Here is a 17931-nt window from a genome sequence, read left to right on the forward strand (position 1 = left end):
GACCGTCGCCCTGAGCCACCTGGGGAAGGCTATACCGCGTCGTATGAGAAGCGGCCGCCGCGATCGCAGGAGGGGAAGCGATAGAGATAAAGCACCCGCGTCTCTTCTTCAGGGTCGGACTCGAGCTGGTATGGCGTCCTGTTCGGCACGAAGAACCAGTCGCCCGGGCCGAAGCGGACACCGTTGCAAACCAGCGATCCTGACAGCACGACGCGCAGCGCACCGCCAGGCTCTTCCTCCGAGACCAGCGGCTGCATTTTGCGTGCGAGGCGGGATCCGGGAGGGAACGAGATCATGACGGGCCTGAACGGCAGCATGTCGACGGGCAATTGCCATTTCTCGATCTTGCTGGGATGGGGCGACCCCACCGCCAGCGCCTGCCGCGCGCTTTCGCTGGCTGCATCCTTCGAGCTCGCGAAGCCCGGCGTGAAGCCCGCTTCTGCCAACTCGGCGCGGTTGAAGGCCTCCCGGACCAGGCCGGCCGCCACGAGCTGGGCCTTCGTATGGCGGGTGCCGGCCGGTGCGGGCTGGCCGCGCTCGGCGGCGGAACGCCGCAGAACCTCCAGCTCCTCCGCCGACAGCTCGTAGATCGTATCCTCGGCTTCAAGCCACATTCTCAACCCCTGGAAGCTATGGTTGCCGTGAAGGCCGGGGTCGCCTGCGCGAACGCCGCGAACCAGGCGAGCAGCGCCGGATGGTCGCCGCGCCACTCCAGCGGCTTGCGCCGGTCGAGCTGGTTCAGCATGCAGGCGACGGTGATCGTTCCGGCATCGACGAGCAGGTGCGGCGGCGTGGCATCGAGCGCGGACAGGCCGCGCCGGATCTTGTCGCGCTGCCGTTCCAGCCAGGCCGGGCTTCGCTCGGCCTCGGGGCGGCGTTCTTCGTAGAGCACGAGCAGCGAGGCATCGAGGATGCCGTCGGCCAGGGCCTGCAAAGTCAGGCAGGCCAGCCGCTCGTCCCAGTCGGCCGGCAGGATGCGTCCGCCACCGGCGAGATGGTCGAGATGTTCGAGGATGACACGGCTATCGTAGATGCGACGGCCATCGTCGAGGATCATGACCGGCATCTTGCCGAGCGGGTTGTCCTGCCGCAGCGGGTCAGCGGGGTCCAGCGTGTCGGCCGCGACGAATTCGATCCGGTCGATAAGACCGAGATGATGCGCCGCGACCTGAACCTTGCGACCGAATGGCGATGTCAGCGAACAGCGCAGCAACATGGCGGTCTCAGGCGGCCATCGACCACAGGACGGGCTCAGCCAATCGCTCCGCGAGCCGGCGCGGAAGCGCCTCGAGCAGCGCCTCGCCCGTTTCTCGGGTTGCAGCCTCGGGGCGACCGAGCACGCCGGAACCCGTGCTGGCTGCCATGCTGCGCCAGCGATAGAGGCCGGCCGACGCAGCGCTTTCCTCGGAATCGGATGCATCGAGGCCCGACACGATGCGGTCATGTGCGACAAGCTCGGGGCGCAGCGCCATCATCAGCGAGGTTTCGGCCTCGCAGGCATGCCCGACATTGGATTGGCTTTTCAGGAGCGGTTTGACGACCTCCGCAGCGGCCAGCCAGTAGGTCAGCTGGACCAGCGCGGCGCCGAGATTGGGAGAAAGGTCGCGCGCGATGGCGCGCAGCGGCGCCTCGTTGCCGCCATGGGCGTTGAACAGCACGATCCGGCGGAAGCCCTGGCGTGCGAGCGATCGGCAGATGTCGCCGACCACCGCGGTCATCGCGGCCTGGGACAGGGTGATCGTGCCGCCAAGGCTCATGTGATGCTCGGAGACGCCGGCCCAGAGCATGGGGAGCACCGTGACAGCTATGCCTTGTTGGTCCAGCAAACGCGCCGTCCGCAGCGCGACCTCCTCACCGAGCAATGCGTCGACCTCGACCGGGAGGTGCGGTCCATGCTGTTCCAGCGCACCGATCGGGACGATCGCGATCGGATCGCGCTTTGTGAGGGCGTTCAGTTCCTCGGCACGCATGCGCCGCCATTCGACTTCAGCCATCGTACCGCTCTCAGGTCAGCAGCCATTCGCGGAAGCGCTGCGTCAGTTCGTCGACGCGCGAGTCCCACCAGGCCGGGTTGATGAAGAGGTTGTTGCGATCGGCGAGGTCGGGAATCCATTTTCGGATCGCCGGATCGACCTTCTGGAGTGCATCGACATAGCAGGGCGCGGTGGTCGCGAGATTGGACAGCCTGACCTGCACATCCGGGCGGCACATATAGGCGCAGAACTGCATCGCGGCATCCTTGCGCCGGGTGCCCTTCACGATGCCGGCCCAGCCGACGCCCATGATGTTCTGCCGGAAGGAATAGCCCATCGGCACGCCCGCTTCCTGCATCGTCTTGACGCGGATCGTATAGGTATAGGTGAAATCGAGCTCGTTTCGCTGGATCAGCGACACCGTCTGCTCGGTGGCACCGATCCACTGCACGACATGGGGCTTGATCCTGTCGAGGGATTTGAAGGCGCGCTCGACATCGCAGGGATAAACCTCGGAGGCCGGAACGCCATCGGCCATCAGCGCGATCTCGAGGATGTCGCCGACGCGGTTTCGCAAGCCTCGGCGGCCGGGCAGCGCCTTGACATCCCAGAAATCCTTCCAGTCGCGCGGCACCTTGTCTCCGAGCCTGTCGGTCGGAAAGGCGATGCCGCCCGAATAGATGCTGGCGGCCACGGCGTAGTCGTGCCGCGTCTCGGGGATGCTGCCCTCGCGGTTGACGATGCCGTCGTCGATCCTCTCGACGAGCCCGAGCCGGGCGGCAGCGGGAACCCAGCCGTCGAGGAGGTCGGTCACGTCGATCTCGACGTCGCCGGTGCGGACCTGCGCCCTGATCTTCGAGATGTCGGGTGCCGGCGTGGTCAGGATCTCGATGCCGGTTTCCTGGGTGAAGGGGGTGTAGATCGCGCGTTGCTTGGCATCGCCCATCGCGCCGCCGGAATTGCCGACGACGAGTCGCGTGGCGCCGAACGCCCGGCCGGGGATGATGACGGCCGGTGCCGCGAGAGCGGCAGCCGCGCCTTTCAGGAGGGTGCGACGGTCGAGTGCGCTGGATTTGAAGGCTGGCATGTGGGCGGGCCTTTCCAAGCTCGAGGATGGGGCCGGCATCCCGCAGAGCGCCGGTTTGGGCCAGGCATCGATGATCAGTTTTCGAGGAAGCGCCCCGTCTCCGGAGGCCAGGAAACCTGCACGCGCAGGCCGGGCTCCAGCCGCGTCGTCGAGGGGTCGGTGAGTTCCTGGATGGCCAGCGTCGCGCCGTTGTCGAGGGTGACGAAATGCTTCGAGGTCGCGCCGGTGACGAGCGTATTGTCGAGATGGCCGTGCAGGACGTTGTGCCCCGCCGTCACTTGACCGTTTTGCACGAGACGCAGGGCTTCCGGACGGAGCAGCAGCTTGCCCACGGTTCCGACCGGTGCGGCGCTGTGCAGGCGGACACGGCAGCTCTCGCTTGCGGAGAGGCGCAGGAGGGCCGGCTCGCCGGTCTCGGCAACCGTTGCGTCGAGCAGGGTCGAGGCACCGATGAAGTCCGCCGCGAACTGGGTGCGCGGCGCGAAATAGAGCTGGTCCGGCGTGCCGATCTGCTCGACCCGGCCGGCATTCATCAACATGATCCGGTCGGACATGTTGAGCGCCTCCTCCTGATCGTGCGTCACATAGAGCATGGTGATGCCGAGCTCCTTGTGGATGCGCCGGATCTCGAGCTGCATCTGCTCGCGCAGCTTCTTGTCGAGGGCGCCGAGCGGCTCGTCCATGAGGATGAGATCCGGCTTGTAGACGATGCAGCGCGCGATCGAGATGCGCTGCTGCTGCCCGCCCGACAGCTCCTTCGGCTTGCGATCACCGACATGCGGCAGCCGGACGAGATCCAGCACCTCGGCGACCCGTCGCCGGATCTCGGCCCGTGGCACCTTGCGGATCTCCAGGGGGAACGCGATGTTCTCGGACACCGTCATGTGCGGCATCAGCGCGTAGTTCTGGAAGACCATGCCGAGGCCGCGCTTCTCGGCTGGCACCTCGGTGACGTCGCGACCATTGATCACGATGCGGCCGCGCGTCGGCGACGCCATTCCCGCGATCAGGTTGAGCAGCGTCGTCTTGCCCGAGCCCGATGGCCCGAGCAGCGTCAAAAACTCGCCCGTCGGGACCGACAGCTCGGTGTCGTGCAGGGCGACGACGGAGCCGTAATCCTTGCGCAGGCCGCTGATCTCGATCATCGCGGCTTTGGTTCCGCTGCTGTCAGTCACTGCGCGCTTCCTTCTGAACGGTGGCGACGATCACGCAGACGACGATCGAGAGCGCCGTCAGCATCGTCGAGATCGCGGCCAGGACCGGCGAGACCTCGAACTGGATCGACGAGAACATCTTGATCGGCAGCGTGGTGTCGCCAGCTCTGGCGACGAACCAGGAGATCACCACCTCGTCGAAGGAGATCAGGAAGGCGAACAGGCCGCTCGCGATGATCGAGGGCGTGAGCAGGGGCAGCGTCACGCGTCGCAGCACGGTGAGGCGCGAGGCGCCCATGACGGTCGCCGCGCGTTCCAGCGCCGGGTCGATATGGCGCAAGCCGGCGCTCGCGGTGACGACAACAAAGGGCAGGGTCGCGATGGCGTGGGCGAAGACGAGGCGCAACTCGCCGTTCGTCAGCCTGATCTCGGTGAAATAGATGTAGAGCGCCAGCGCGACGGCGACATGCGGCACCATCACCGGGCTGAGGAGGAACAGCGCGAGGATCTTCCGACCCGGGAAGCTGCCGCGCGTCAGGGCATAGGCGGCCGGGATGCCGAGGAGGAGTGCGAGCAGCGTCGACCAGATCGCGACGCGGAAGCTCAGCCAGGTCGATGCCACCCAGCCCTCCTCGGCAAAGAAGCGCCTGAACAAATTCAGTGAGAACCCCGTCGGCGGAAAAACGATCTGATTGGACGAGCCGAAGGAAATCACGGCGGTGATGAGGCTCGGCAGGAGCAGAAAGGCCAGGATGACCGTGACCACGGCGCCCAAGGCGATGCGCCAGCCGCTGATGCGCGTTTCCATCAGTGGCCCTCCTCCGAGAGAATCGAGGAGCCGCCCCTGACCTTCGACAGCAGCATGGCGGCGAGCGCGGCGGCGGCGACCAGCAGCACCGCGACCGCGGAGGCCATCGGCCAGTTCAGCGCCTCGCGGGTGTAGAAGTCGACGAGATTGGCGAACATCATGTCCTGCCGCCCGCCGAGCAGGGCCGGGATGATGTAGAAGCCGAGGCTCAGGATGAAGACGAGCAGCGCTCCGGCCATGACGCCGGGCAGGCTCAGCGGCAAGGTGACACGCAGGAAGATTCTGAGCTTTCCCGCGCCCATGATCGCGGCCGCCTTGGCGAGCTCCGGCGGCTGGCTGCGCAGGCTGGTCAGGATCGGGAAGACGAAGAACGGGATGAGGAAATGGCTCATGCCGACCATCACGCCGAAGCGGTTGAACAGCATCTTCACAGGCGCGATGCCGAACGCGCCGAGCATCTGGTTGATGATTCCGGACTGGCCGAGCAGCACCATGAAGGAGAAGCTCTTGACCAGCGAACTCGTCCAGAACGGCACGAGGACGAGTATCATGTAGAGAGCCCGCCGACGCGGCGACTGCTTCGCCAGGAAATAGGCGATCGGATAGGCCAGCAGCAGCGAGAAGACGGTCGCGCTGATGCTGACCTCGAGCGTCGTATAAGCGACGCGGAGGAACAGCGGGGTCGTGAAGATCTTGGCATAGGCCTGGATCGTCAGCCCGCCGCCGTTCTCCTGCTGCAGACTCTGATGCAGGACGCTGAAGAGCGGCAGAGCGAAGAGCAGCGCCATGAACAATGCCGCCGGCATCGCATAGGCTGCGTCGCGGACGTGCGCGTTTGTCGTGCGAATTTGCATGTCAGCACCCCGACCTGTCACCTGCCGTGCCGGCAGCGTAAGCGGTTCGCGAGGAGATCCGCTACGCTCCGGACGGCCATCTCAAGGGCGTTGGACCCTGTCGGTCAGGTCAGCAGCCATTCCTTGAAGCGGGTGTTGAGCTCCTCGATCCGGCTGTCCCACCAGGCGGCGTTGACGAAGAGATTATCGGGGTCGGCGATGTTCGGCAGCCATTTCCGGGTCGCGGGATCGACCTTGGCAAGGGCGTCGGCATAGGTCGGCGCGTCGCCCGACAGGTTGGAGAGCTCGACCTGCCGGTCCTTGTCCATGGTGAAGGCGAGGAAGCGCATCGCCGCGTCGCGGTTCCGTGTGCCCTTCAGCGCGCCGATCCAGCCGATGCCGAGGATATTCTGCTTGAAGGAATAGTCGATCGGAACGTTGACCGCCTGCAGGTCCTTCACGCGCGTTGTGTAGGTGTAGGTGAAGTCCGTCTCGTTGCCCTGGATGAGGGCAACCGTCTGAGCGGTCTGGGCGATCCAGTGGGAGACGGCGGGCTTGATCCGCTCCAGCGCCTTGAAAGCCCGTTCGACGTCGCAGGGATAGACCTGGGAAGCGGGCACCCCGTCGCCCATCAAGGCGATCTCCAGCGTGTCCGTCACCCGGTTACGCAGGCCGCGCCGGCCCGGAAATCCCTTCGCATCCCAGAATTCCGGCCAGGTCTTCGGCGCCTTGCCGCCCAGCCGGTTGGTCGGAAAGGCGATGCCGGCGGCATAGACGGTGCCGCCGACGGCATAGTCGTGCTTGGACTGCGGAATGGCGTCGGCGCGATTGACGATGCTCTCGTCGATCTTTTCGAGCAGGCCGAGCCGCGCGGCGGCCGGCACCCAGGCATCGTTGAGGTCGGTGATGTCCCATTCGACATCCTTGCGCTCGACCTGCGCCTTGATCTTTGCGAGATCGGGGCCCGAGGCGGTCACGATCTCGATGCCGGTCGCCTTGGTGAAGGGGTCGTAGAGCGCCTTGCGCTTGGCATCGCCCATGGCGCCGCCGGAATTCACGATGACGATGCGTTTGCCCTGCGCCCAGCCCGGGCGGATATAGGCCGGGCTGGCGATGGCGGTCGCAGTGAGGCCGCCGATCACGGAACGGCGGGAGAGCGGCTGCAGGTCCGGCATTTGACGATCCCCTGTTTTTTGTTTGATGCCGCAGGGTCTCGCGCCGCAGCATCGAAATCCACGGGCTGAATAGTGGGTTTCAGCACAACTTCCGTTGAATCGACGGCTGCGACCGTCATATCAACGGGTGATCTTCCATGCGGAGCGTCAGCCCGGTGCGTCGATCACTGGCGAAAGCAACTCCGCGATCTGCAGAAGGACGGTATCGTCGAGCCGTCTTGCGGCGAGCGTCACGCCTACCGGCATGCCATGGCGGCCGCAGCCGGCCGGTATGCCGACACAGGGAGCGTGCAGGATCGACCAGTAGCCGTTGAAAACCGAGCTTCCGGTGTTCTCCAGACCCATAGGCGCCTCGCCGGGGGCGCTCGGCGTCAAGACAACATCGAGCGCCTCCCCGAACAGACCATCGAACGAGAGCCGGCACCGATCAGCCACGGCATAGGCTTCGCGCAGGCGGTCTTTCGTCAGGGCACGCCGGTTTTTCGCCTGATCGCGGAGCGGCTCGGCCAGCAGCGACGGCGCTGCCAGCAACTCGGGCTGAAACGACCGGCCGCCCTCGCTGTAGTAGATGTCGAGATATGCCTCGAACAATCCATCGAAGACGTCCGGCAGAGCGAGGTCTTCCACGACGACGCCGGCCGCCGCGAGCCGCGAGGCGGCGTTGAGCAAGGCTTCCTCTCCGGCCGGCTCGATCTTGGCCCAGGACGGCGTCCGGCAAAGCCCGACGCGCAAGCCGCGAAGCGTTCGAACCCGCGGCGTGTCGTCGGCCAGGAAGCGGAATGCGCTCGCGACCAGATTCAGGTCGGCGACCGAGCGACCGTACCAGCCGACAGTGTCCATCGAGGCGGCATTCATCTTGAGGCCTTCGCGACTGACGGCCCCCCAGCTCGGCTTGAAAGCGTAGATTCCGGTGAAGGAAGCCGGTCGCAGATGGGACCCGATCGTCTGCGATCCGAAGGCCAGCGGCACGTGGAAGTCGGCGACGGCCGCTGCGGAGCCGGACGAGGATCCTCCTGGCGTTCGGGCCAGGTCAAAGGGGTTGCGCGTCAGAGCCTTGCGTCCGTTCGCGGCGAACTCCACGGTATCGGTCTTGCCGAGGATCAAGCCGCCGGAACTTCGGACCGTGGCAACGCAAGCCGCATCTCGGCCGGCCTGTGTCGCCGGGTATATCGCCGAGTTCTGCGTGGTCGGCAGGTCCGCGGTGTCGAAAACATCCTTCACGCCCCATGGCAGGCCATGCAGCGCGTGACGGGGGGCCGCCTTGTCGCATTCGCGCGCCGCGCGCAGGGCCCGCTCCGGCTCGATGTGCAGCCAGGCACGAACGTCGTGCTCCCGCTCCTCGATGCGTTCGAGGCACGAGCGGAGCAGTTCCTCGCAGCCGAGCCGGCGGGAGCGGATGCTCGCGGAGGCCTGGCTCGCGGTCAGGAAGCAGGGCTCCGTTCCCACCCCTGGACGCGACAGCGTGTCTGCCATGATTCCACCTTTCATATCCGGAAGTCGGACAACCCGATGCGCGGCCGGGATTGTCCGTTGCCCCCGGGTCAGATCGCCGGCTGCCGCAGTCCGCCTGCCGGTTCCTCAGCCCAGCTCGCCGCGGCCGAGCGCGGTTGCCTGCTTGGTGGCCAGGGTCTGCGGCTCCGCGTGGCTATGATCGAACACGGTGGAAAGGACCACGATCGAGCGCACGCGCTCGATACCTGCGATCTCGTCGATGCTGTCCAGGACGGGCTGCACGTCTTCCATGTGCGGGACGCGAATACGACAGATCAGCTCCAGATCACCGCTTGTCATCTGGCAGAGGACAACTTCCGGAAATTCCTGCAGCTTCTCGACGACCAGCTTGGCCTTGCGATGGGCGGTCCCGATGAGCACCACGACTTCGACATATTGGTTGAACGGGTCGCGCCGCAGGACGACGGAGTATCCGGCGATCGTGCCGTTCCGCTCCATGCGGGTGATCCGCTCCTGCACCGTCGTTCGTGCGACGCCGAGCTTGCGTGCGAGCGTAGCGACACTCGCACGCGCATTCGTCTGGAGCAGCGCCAGCAGCCGACGGTCGGTAGCGTCGTTGTCTCGTGCCATGAGTTTCTCGTGAACTCGATGGCTCAAAGTAACCCGCTGCAAGCACGCCGAAAAGCCGGCATGTTAAAAATGCCGGATTATCCCGTCGTATCGCCGGAATTTCGGCGAACCCTGTCGAATTGGAGCCTGTCAAATGAAGCGGCCGCGTGATGGATTTTCGGCATCGAAGCTAGGTATTTCCGCTGTCGTGACGGACATCTCTGCCGATCGCATTTTCGGGCTGACCGAAGACCTTCCGACCACCGGTCGGCATGCGGGCTTCGTGAAGATCCCGCATTCCTCGGACCGTTCCGCCTACGGATTCGTGCCCGTGCCGCTGGCCATTGTCGGCGGAGGGGCAGGACCGACGATGCTCCTTCTGGGCGGCGTCTTCGGCGATGAGGTCGATACGCAGATCGCCGTCGCCCGGCTGCTGCGATTGCTCGATCCGAAAACGATGAACGGACGCGTCATCGCGATGACGATGGCGAACCTGCCAGCCGCGATCTCCGGCACACGGAATTCGCCGATCGACGGCCGGAATCTGAACAAGTCGTTCCCGGGCGATGTCTTCGGCAGCCCGACCAGCATGATCGCCGAGTATATCGAACGCCATCTGATGTCGCTGTCCGACCTCGTCATCGATCTTCACAGCGACGGGCGCTCTCTCGGCTACCTGCCTTGCGTCACCCTGGTCGATCATCCGGATCCGGACGTCCAGGCCAGGCGACTCGCCATGGCCCGGGCCTTCGGGGGCGAGAATCTGTTGCGCTTCCGCAGCTTCGAAGATCGAAGCACGTCGGGGGCGGCGCGCCGGGCAGGCGCGACGAGGATCGGTACCGAGATCGGCGGCGCGCAGCCCGTGACCACGATCATGGACGGCATCATGCGGGTGCTCGCATGGGCGGGCATGATACCGCAGCTCATGCCTGTGTCCGGCGATGCGCGGTTGCTCGTCACCCAGCGCGAGGATGATTTCGTCTACGCTTTGGCCGACGGTGTCTTCGAGCCGGCTGTGCAGCTCGGCGACGAGGTCGCGGCCGGCGATCTCGCGGGACACATCCACGACCTGACCCGGCCCTTCGCGGTGCCGATCGCCGTCACCTTCGCCCTGCCCGGCGTCGTGATCTGCACGCGCGGCCGGGGCCATGCGTCGCGCGGCGACTGCCTCGTTCACCTGGCTGCCGACGCAGATGCGGAAGCCCGGGCAGAGCTCGATGCCGCCGCCGATCTGCGCTGGCTGAGCACGCAGGTTGCGCCGCCGGCCAAGCGATCCCGTGGCGGCGCACGCGCTCAGCCTGCCGCCAAGGCCGGCCGAAAGCCGAACAAGACGACCCATCAAGAGGAATAAGGTCATGACGCAGATGCCGGCCTATCGCTGGGCTGATCGAGCCCAGAACACCGTCGCTTCGGCAGCGCCCGCAACGGCGCACGGGAACATCATCCAGCTCGGCGGGGGCTACGGCTTTCCCGACGAATTGCCGGATATCGTCACCGAAGCGATCGAGGCCGGCAATGCCCGAGAGGAAACCCTGCAATACGGCCCGCTCTATGGGCTCGACGACCTGCGCGACGCAATCGTCGACTATCTGCGCGATGACGGGATCACGGCCACTCGCGAGAACATCCTGATCGTCAACGGCGCCAAGCACGGGCTCGATCTCGCCTGCCGCGTCTTCCTCGAGCAGGGCGATGCGGTGATCGTGGCGGCTCCCAGCTACCTCACGGCGATCTCGATCCTGAAGGCTGCCGAAGCGACCTTCATCTCCGTGCCGATGGATGACGCGGGAATGCAGACGCAGGTCCTCGAGGAGATTCTGCTGGCTCGCCGCGAGAACGGCCTCGCCATGCCGAAATTCCTCTTCGACATCCCCGATTTCCACAATCCCAGCGGCATCACCATGTCGGCCGATCGCCGCAGGAAGCTGGTGGAGCTGGCCGAGGCGTTCGATTTCATCATCATCGAGGACGACCCCTATCGCCGCATCCGTTTCGAGGGCGAGCCAGTTCCGCCGATCAAGGCCTTCGACACCGCTGGCCGCGTCATCGGCCTGGGAACGGTCTCGAAGATCCTGGCGCCGGGCTTGCGTATCGGCTGGGTCAATGCCGATCCGGCAATCGTCCGGCGCATGGCGGCGCACAAATCCGACCACGGCACCAGTCCCTTGCTGCAGCGGATCGTCGCGCAGCTCTTTCGCAACGGAAAGGTCGCGCATCACATCGAGACGCTGTCGCATGTCCTGCGGGAGCATCGCGACGCCATGGTCGAGGCGATCGGCCGCGAGCTGCCCGGCGCGAAGGTTCGCAAGCCCAATGGCGGCTATTTCCTCTGGGTGGAGCTGCCCGAGGGGGTGGATGCGGATGAACTCGTCCGCCGGGCAGGCAAGGAGGGCGTCGCGATCTTCACCGGCAAGCTCTGCTTCGCAGAGGAGCCTCCGGGCCAGTTCCTCCGGCTGGCCTACAGCTTCAGCACGCCCCGGCAGATCACCGAAGGTGTGAAGCGCATCGGGCGTGTCTATGCCGCCATGCGCGCCAGTGCCGAGGAGACGCGCGTTTCGGCGTGAGGCGATGGAGATCCGCATCGATCTCGGTAGCGACACGGCGACCAGGCCAAGCAAGGCCATGCTCGCCTTCATGATGGGCTGCCCCGTCGGCGACGATCAGAAGCAGGAAGACCCCACGGTCAACCGGCTGCAGGACCGGGTTGCCACGCTTGTCGGCATGGACGCGGCCCTGTTCCTGCCGTCGGCGACGATGGCCAACGAGATCGCGCTGAAGGTTCATACGCGGCCGGGCGACGAGGTGATCGTCGAAGCGGATGCTCATTTCGTCACCGCGGAAGCTGGCGGCCCGGCTTTTCTCTCCGGCGTGATGATGTCTCGCCTGGGCGGCAAGCGGGGCATCTTCGATGCCGCGCAGGTCGAACAGGCGATCCGTCCCGACGGTCCGCACTATCCGCGGACGAGCCTTGTCTGCGTCGAGCAGACGACCAATCTGGGCGGCGGCGCCGTCTGGCCGCAACAACGGCTTCGCGAGGTCGTCGCCATGGCTCGGCAATATGGGCTCGCGACGCATATGGACGGGGCCCGGCTGATCAACGCCGCGGTCGCCTCGGGGATTCCCGCGCATCGCCATGCGCAGGATTTCGATTCCGTCACGCTCTGCCTGAGCAAGGGGCTAGGCTGCCCGGTCGGCGCCCTGCTGGCGGGTAGCAAGGACTTCATCGGGGAAGCGCGCCGCTACAAGCATCTCTTCGGCGGCGCCATGCGCCAGGCCGGCATCATCGCGGGCGCGGCGCTCTTCGCGCTCGACAACAATGTCGAAAGACTGGCCGAGGATCACGAGAATGCGCGACTGCTGGCGCGCCTGCTGTCGGAGATTCCCGGCATCGCGATCGATCCCGCCGAGGTCGAGACCAACATCGTCTTCTTCGACGTCGCCGCGACCGGCATGACGGGGCAGGACCTTGCCGATGCGCTATGCCTGCGCGGCACGAGGGTCGGAGCGCGCTGGCGCGGAACGACGATCCGGGCTGTCACCCATTGCGATGTCGGCCGCGCCGACATCGAGACAGCCGCTCGCCAGATCCGCGAGATCGTTGTCGAGCGGGCAGCGTAGCGCGCGTCTGGCCATGGCCGTCGCGGAGCTCAGGCCGAGGCGCGGGCGAAGGCCGGAGCCAGCGCGGCCCTGACCCGCTCTATCGTCCGCTCATCGTCGCGGAAGGACATCACCAGGCGATGCCGCGTCGGGTGCCGGTGATCCCAGGCCCGGAACCGGACGCCCGATCTCTCCAGCAGCGCCGTGACGTGCGGGTCGATGTCGGCGAAGATCTGGTTGGTCTCGACCGGATGGCTCAGACGGACGCCCGGAACCCTTGCGAGGAGCGCCGCGACGGCTCTCGCCATATCGTTGGCGTGCCGCGCATTTCGTAGCCAGAGCCCATCTGCGAAAAAGGCGTGAAGCTGGGCAGAGACATAGCGCATCTTGGACGTCAGCAGCCCGGCTCGTTTCTGCCGGTAGGCGAGATCGCGGGCGAGCGCCTGGTCGAAGACGATCACGGCCTCGGCATTCATGGTCCCGTTCTTGGTGGTGCCGAGGCTCAGCACGTCGATGCCGGCCCGCCAGCTCATCGCGGCCGGCCTCGCCCCCAGCGCGACGAGCGCATTGGTGAAACGTGCGCCGTCCATATGCACGCGCAGACCGCGCGCATGGGCGGTTTCCGACAAGGCCTCGAGTTCGGCGAGCGTATAGAGCGTGCCGAACTCCGTCGCCTGGGTCAGCGACAGGGACGAGCAAGCGAGATGGTGACGGCTCGGCCGCATGCGCTCGTCCAGTACGCGGCGCAGGTCATCGGCTGCGATCTTGCCGTTGCCGCCGGGGATACCGACCAGCCGCGAGCCGCCCGCATAGAATTCCGGCGCGCCGCCTTCGGTCGTGAGGATATGTGCCGCTTCATGGCAGATCGTCTCGCCATAGGGCGGGGTGATGGCCGCGAGGCCGAGCGCGTTGGCGGCGGTTCCGGTCGCAGCGGAAAAGACGAAGGCTTCGTGCTCGAACACCTCCGAGAAGGCGGCATTCAGCCGCCCGCTATGGATGTCGTCGCCATAGGCGACCGCGATCCCGTCGTCCGCCCGCCGGATCGCGTCCATGACCTGGGGGCTGACACCGGCCTGATTGTCGGAGCCGAAGAGGATCTCGGTCATTGGCAGTCGTGCCCCCGGGCTGGGCGCAGGTCCAGCATCTCGTCGATGCCGTACAACCCTGGCGGCCTGCCGACCAGCCAGGCCGCGGCGCGCATGGCTCCTGCAGCAAAGATATTGCGATCGAAGGCACGATGCGACAGCGTGATCTGCTCGCCGAGCGCGGTGAAGCTCAACGAATGCTCGCCGACGATCTGGCCACCCCGCAAGGATGCGAAGCCGATGGCGCCGGTCGCACGCGCGCCACAATGGCCGTCGCGACCGCTCTCCATGACTGCAGCGAGCGTGGTGCCGCGACCCTCCGCGACCGCCTGGCCCAGCAGCAGCGCGCTGCCCGAGGGGGCATCGACCTTTTGGCGATGGTGCATCTCGACGATCTCGGCGTCGTAGGTCTCCGCAGGCAGAATCGCCGCGAGCTGGCGTGCCACGGTCATCAGGAGATTGATGCCGAGCCCGAAATGAGCCGCCTGCAGGACGGCGATGCGGTGCGAGGCCGCCTCCACCTGCAGCTGCTGTTCCGGCGCGATTCCGGTCGTTCCCAGAACCCATGCCGCCCGCCCGGTGGACAGGACCCTCGCATGCTCGGCCACCGCATCGGCATGGGTGAAGTCGATCACGACATCGCTCTGCCCGGCCAGATCGGGCAGGCCCAGAGTCGGAATGCCGTTTCGATAGGCGCGAGCGGACGCCGGATTCAGCGTCCCGCCGATGACGTCGTGACCCGCGGCCCGCGCTTGCGCGACCAGTTCCTGGCCCATCCTGCCGGCGATCCCAAGAATTCCGACGCGCATTTGCGATCCCTTATCGTCTTTCCAGGCTCGCCGCGCTCCGCGGCCAGAAGCCGTTGAATCGCCGGGGTGAGTAGGGCTCCAGATTCCATTGGCCAGCCCGGCCCAGAAGCAGGTCGCGAACGATCTGAGCCGTCATCGGCGCACTGGCCATGCCGACATGCCCATGACCATAGGCGTGGAGAATATCGGAGCTGGCGCTGGACGGGCCGATGACCGGTAGCCCATCCGGCGTCGATGGGCGGTGCCCCATCCAGCGCTGGAGCCGATCTTCCGCCAGCGTCTCCGGCAGCCCGGGGTATGAGCGCTTCAGATGGGCCTGGACGATGTCTGCGCGGCGCCAGTCCGGCGGCGCGCCTATGCTGCAGAGTTCGACCTGACCGGCCCCGCGGAGACCGGCGGCAACCGGTGTCGTGCCGATCCGGCTGTCGCTGGTCTGGACCGGCAGCGTCGGCATCGCGTCGGGCGCAGCGACGACGACATGGTAACCTCTTTCGCTCTCCAGCGAGACGCGGTCGCCGGCCTTCCGTGCGAGGTCGCGGGACTGGATGCCGGTGCAGATCACCGCCCTGTCGGCTGGCACGAGGCCGGAATCGGTCAGAACGGCAGCGAGCCGCCCCTGCCGGAGGTCGAACCCGCTCGCTCGTGCCCGGATGCGCCGGGCGCCGAGACGGATCGCATGGTCCGCCAGGGCCCGGACGTAGGCACCCGGATCCAGGCAATGTCCGGTCGCGCCGACCAGAACACCGAAGGCGTATCGCGGTGAGAGCGCCGGAACGGCCCGCCGCAGCGCATCGCCTTGCAGCTCGGTCCATGACACGCCGTTGTCGCGGCGCAGCCGCCAGGCCAAGGCTTCGGCCTCGAAGTCGGCGCGTGTCGGATAGGCGTAGACGGCACCGCTCCTGCAGACCAGCTCGGGCACGCCGGCGGCGGCGGCGAGCTCGGCATGCATGGCGGGCCCTGGCTCCAGCAGTGGCCGCAAGGCGCGCGCCGTCGCCTCGACGCGCGCAGTCGTCGCTCCGGCATAGAGGAAGCGCAACAGCCAGGGCAGCAGGCGAGGCAATGCGGTCCAGCGGATGGTCAGAGGTCCGAGCGGATCGGTCAGCATGCCAGGCACCTTGCGCCATAGCCCCGGCATCGACATGGGCACGACCGATGCAGGACTGAACCAGCCTGCATTGCCATAGCTGGCGGCCTGCTGGCCGCCCGGTTCGGCGGCCTCGATCAGACGAACCTCGAAACCTGCCTGCTGCAAGGCGATCGCCGTGGTGACGCCGATGATGCCGGCGCCGATGACGGCGACGGACGTGTGCGTCTGCGCAGGCAGGCTCATGCCGAGCGCCGCAGCGGCGACTGGATTGCTTCGACGATACCCATGACCAGGCGCACCTGATTGATGGTCGAGGCCTCGGTCCAGAAGCCGCAATGCGCGGTCAGCGTCACATTCGGTGCCGTGCGCAAAGGATGATGCTCGGGCAGGGGCTCGGTCTCGAAGACATCGAGGGCGGCATGGCCGATCTGGCCGCTTTCCAGCGCGCCGACCAGAGCCGCCTCGTCCAGCAATGCTCCGCGCGCTGTGTTGACCAGCAGGACGCCGCGCTTCATCGCGGCGATCCTGTAGGCATCGAGAAAGCCGCGTGTATCATCGTTCAACGCCAGATGCAGGCTGACCACGTCGGAGGTGGCGAGAAGTTCGTCCAGCGAGACACTGGCGGCATATGCGTCGGCGAGGGGCGAGCGGTTCCAGGCAACGACGTCGAGGCCGATGCCGGCGCAGATTCGTGCCATTTCGCGGCCGATGCCGCCGAGCCCGATCAACCCGATCCGTCGGCCGCGCAGCTCGACGCCCTGCAGCTTTGTCCAGCCGCCGCCACGGATGATGTGGTGCTGCGGCGCGATATGGCGCGCTGCGCCGAGCATGAGCCCGGCGGCGAGCTCGGCCACGGTCGTGTCGCCGTAGTTCCGGATGGTATGGACCTCGATGCCCATCTGGCCGGCGAGAGCCAGATCAAGAATGCTGGCCGCGCCTGTTCCGAAATAGACGAAATGGCGCAGGTCGGTGCAGCGCGAGAGCACCTCTTGCGGAATCTTCGTGTGATCATCGATGCAGATGTCGTAGCCATCGAGCATCGCAGGCAGATCCTCGACGGAGAACGGCTCGGTGTTGACGTCGACCTCTATGTCGAAATCGGCGAGCGCTGTGCGCCACAATGGGATCTGGTTGGGCCCGCAATCGATATATTTCGCACGCATGCTTTCGTCCTTAGTGGTTCGGCGCAGATCACGGGGCGTGCTCAACCGAGCGTCAGGCCGCCATCGACATGCAGCAGCGCGCCGGTGATCTGGCGAGCTTCGGCAGACAGCAGGAACTGGATCGCTGCCGCGACTTCGTCAGTCTCATTGAGCCGACCGGTCGGGGTCCTGGCCGCTGCTTCGATCCAGCCCTGAGCCGAGAGCGTTCCGGCTTTTCCGGCGTCCTTGCGGGTGAAGCCGGGCACGACCGCGTTGACGGTGATGTCCTGGTTCGCCAGCGACAATGCCAGGCAGCGGACCAGGGTTTCCATCGCTGCCTTGGCGATGGCCGATGCCGGTGCCAGCGTCCGCGGCTCGAATTTGTGAGCGATGAACGAGCTCACAGCGACAATGCGACCGGCACCGCTTGACGCCAAAGCGGGGAGGGCCGCTGTCGCCAGCTCCAGCAACGCTCCCGGCATCAGAGCGATGCTGCGATCAAGGCCGCCCCGCGTCAGCTCGCCGATCGGCGTCTTGTCGACATGGCCGGCGCAATGGACCAACTGGTCGAGCCGTCCAAAATAGTCGATGGCCGCCCTGACGGCGGGGTCGCCATGTCCGGCCTCCATCAGGTTGCCGTGCGTGATCAGGCACTGCGCTCCCAGTTCGCGACAGGCTGCGATCACGCCATCGAGGCGCGATCGGCTCTCCGCAGTGCTTCCACCGCTATGCAGGACGATGCCGACCGAAGGAGCAGCAAGGCGCCGCGCCAAAGCGGCGCCGATGCCGGAGGCGGCGCCTGTAATCAGAATGACGCGTGCGATGCCGTCCATGTCGTGACGAGGTGCGCTTGAGATCGGGCCAGGTTTCGGCCCTCAGCGCTAGGTCAGCTCAGTTGCCGTACGGATCACACCCTCAGAATGAGGCGCTGGGCCGGAAAACCCGTCATTCTGGCGGTGGAATCACTCAACTTTGTGCGATCCACCGTCAGCGCCTCCCATTGTCCTGATCCACCTCGGTGCGGCGGTCGCTGCTTTGATGCATAGGTCGCCCAAATGCATGCACACCGACCGCCGAGGGCTCCTGAGTGATTTCGCGGTGCCGCTGCCATGCTGTCGCG

At 66.3% G+C, this 17931-nt stretch carries 18 protein-coding genes; 3 read left to right on the plus strand and 15 right to left on the minus strand.

Annotation, left to right across the window (positions count from 1 at the left end; all coding sequences use genetic code 11):
* Positions 1-29: 29 nt before the first annotated feature.
* From V7S63_RS13280 to V7S63_RS13325, 10 genes are all read right to left on the minus strand, one after another.
* Positions 30-614 (minus strand): cupin domain-containing protein, encoded by a 585-nt coding sequence (locus V7S63_RS13280; protein ID WP_336530554.1) that lies wholly within the window; start codon positions 612-614, stop codon positions 30-32.
* A gap of 2 nt (positions 615-616) precedes the next feature.
* Positions 617-1216: a glutathione S-transferase N-terminal domain-containing protein gene (locus V7S63_RS13285; RefSeq protein ID WP_336530555.1), complete on the minus strand. Its 600-nt coding sequence runs from the start codon at positions 1214-1216 to the stop codon at positions 617-619.
* A 7-nt stretch (positions 1217-1223) separates the two neighbouring features.
* Complete coding sequence (locus V7S63_RS13290; RefSeq protein ID WP_336530556.1) at positions 1224-1994, minus strand: creatininase family protein; 771 nt, start codon at positions 1992-1994, stop codon at positions 1224-1226.
* A gap of 10 nt (positions 1995-2004) precedes the next feature.
* Positions 2005-3060, minus strand: coding sequence for an ABC transporter substrate-binding protein (locus V7S63_RS13295; protein WP_158673385.1), 1056 nt, complete (start codon positions 3058-3060; stop codon positions 2005-2007).
* A 74-nt stretch (positions 3061-3134) separates the two neighbouring features.
* Positions 3135-4205 (minus strand): ABC transporter ATP-binding protein, encoded by a 1071-nt coding sequence (locus V7S63_RS13300; RefSeq protein ID WP_442896468.1) that lies wholly within the window; start codon positions 4203-4205, stop codon positions 3135-3137.
* A 22-nt stretch (positions 4206-4227) separates the two neighbouring features.
* Complete coding sequence (locus V7S63_RS13305; protein WP_336530558.1) at positions 4228-5022, minus strand: ABC transporter permease; 795 nt, start codon at positions 5020-5022, stop codon at positions 4228-4230.
* Positions 5022-5876: an ABC transporter permease gene (locus V7S63_RS13310; RefSeq protein WP_199777413.1), complete on the minus strand. Its 855-nt coding sequence runs from the start codon at positions 5874-5876 to the stop codon at positions 5022-5024. Before V7S63_RS13310 ends, V7S63_RS13305 begins: the two co-directional genes overlap by 1 nt.
* A gap of 104 nt (positions 5877-5980) precedes the next feature.
* Complete coding sequence (locus tag V7S63_RS13315) at positions 5981-7030, minus strand: ABC transporter substrate-binding protein (protein ID WP_091837199.1); 1050 nt, start codon at positions 7028-7030, stop codon at positions 5981-5983.
* A 147-nt stretch (positions 7031-7177) separates the two neighbouring features.
* Positions 7178-8503: an amidase gene (locus tag V7S63_RS13320; protein WP_336530559.1), complete on the minus strand. Its 1326-nt coding sequence runs from the start codon at positions 8501-8503 to the stop codon at positions 7178-7180.
* A 105-nt stretch (positions 8504-8608) separates the two neighbouring features.
* Positions 8609-9112, minus strand: coding sequence for an Lrp/AsnC family transcriptional regulator (locus tag V7S63_RS13325; protein ID WP_091837196.1), 504 nt, complete (start codon positions 9110-9112; stop codon positions 8609-8611).
* A gap of 349 nt (positions 9113-9461) precedes the next feature.
* Between V7S63_RS13325 and V7S63_RS13330 the strand changes: the two genes are divergently transcribed.
* The 3 genes from V7S63_RS13330 to V7S63_RS13340 are packed head-to-tail and all read left to right on the plus strand — an operon-like array spanning position 9462 to position 12709.
* The gene (locus V7S63_RS13330; protein ID WP_336530560.1) at positions 9462-10442 is read left to right on the plus strand and encodes a succinylglutamate desuccinylase/aspartoacylase family protein; all 981 of its coding nucleotides are present in this window, start codon (positions 9462-9464) and stop codon (positions 10440-10442) included.
* 4 nt (positions 10443-10446) lie between these two features.
* A complete protein-coding gene (locus V7S63_RS13335) occupies positions 10447-11655 on the plus strand; it encodes an aminotransferase-like domain-containing protein (protein ID WP_336530561.1) in 1209 nt (402 codons plus the stop codon).
* A gap of 4 nt (positions 11656-11659) precedes the next feature.
* Positions 11660-12709, plus strand: a complete 1050-nt coding sequence (locus tag V7S63_RS13340; protein ID WP_336530562.1) for a threonine aldolase family protein — start codon at positions 11660-11662, stop codon at positions 12707-12709.
* Between the two features lie 29 nt (positions 12710-12738).
* Here V7S63_RS13340 and V7S63_RS13345 read toward each other — a convergent pair whose 3' ends face one another.
* Genes V7S63_RS13345 through V7S63_RS13365 form a run of 5 tightly spaced genes read right to left on the minus strand, consistent with a single transcriptional unit; the run spans position 12739 to position 17644 of the window.
* On the minus strand, positions 12739-13794 hold the full coding sequence (locus tag V7S63_RS13345) for a threonine aldolase family protein (protein WP_336530563.1): 1056 nt from the start codon (positions 13792-13794) through the stop codon (positions 12739-12741).
* Entirely contained in the window at positions 13791-14582 is a 792-nt protein-coding gene (dapB, locus tag V7S63_RS13350) for a 4-hydroxy-tetrahydrodipicolinate reductase (RefSeq protein WP_336530564.1), read from the minus strand. Before dapB ends, V7S63_RS13345 begins: the two co-directional genes overlap by 4 nt.
* A 10-nt stretch (positions 14583-14592) precedes the next feature.
* Positions 14593-15912: an NAD(P)/FAD-dependent oxidoreductase gene (locus V7S63_RS13355; RefSeq protein ID WP_336530565.1), complete on the minus strand. Its 1320-nt coding sequence runs from the start codon at positions 15910-15912 to the stop codon at positions 14593-14595.
* Complete coding sequence (locus tag V7S63_RS13360; RefSeq protein ID WP_336530566.1) at positions 15909-16832, minus strand: 2-hydroxyacid dehydrogenase; 924 nt, start codon at positions 16830-16832, stop codon at positions 15909-15911. The genes V7S63_RS13355 and V7S63_RS13360 overlap by 4 nt, the downstream gene beginning before the upstream one ends.
* 41 nt (positions 16833-16873) lie before the next feature.
* Positions 16874-17644, minus strand: coding sequence for an SDR family NAD(P)-dependent oxidoreductase (locus tag V7S63_RS13365; protein WP_336530567.1), 771 nt, complete (start codon positions 17642-17644; stop codon positions 16874-16876).
* Positions 17645-17931: the final 287 nt, after the last annotated feature.

This window comes from Allobosea sp. CCNWLY174, assembly GCF_037120455.1.
Lineage (GTDB): Bacteria > Pseudomonadota > Alphaproteobacteria > Rhizobiales > Beijerinckiaceae > Allobosea > Allobosea lupini.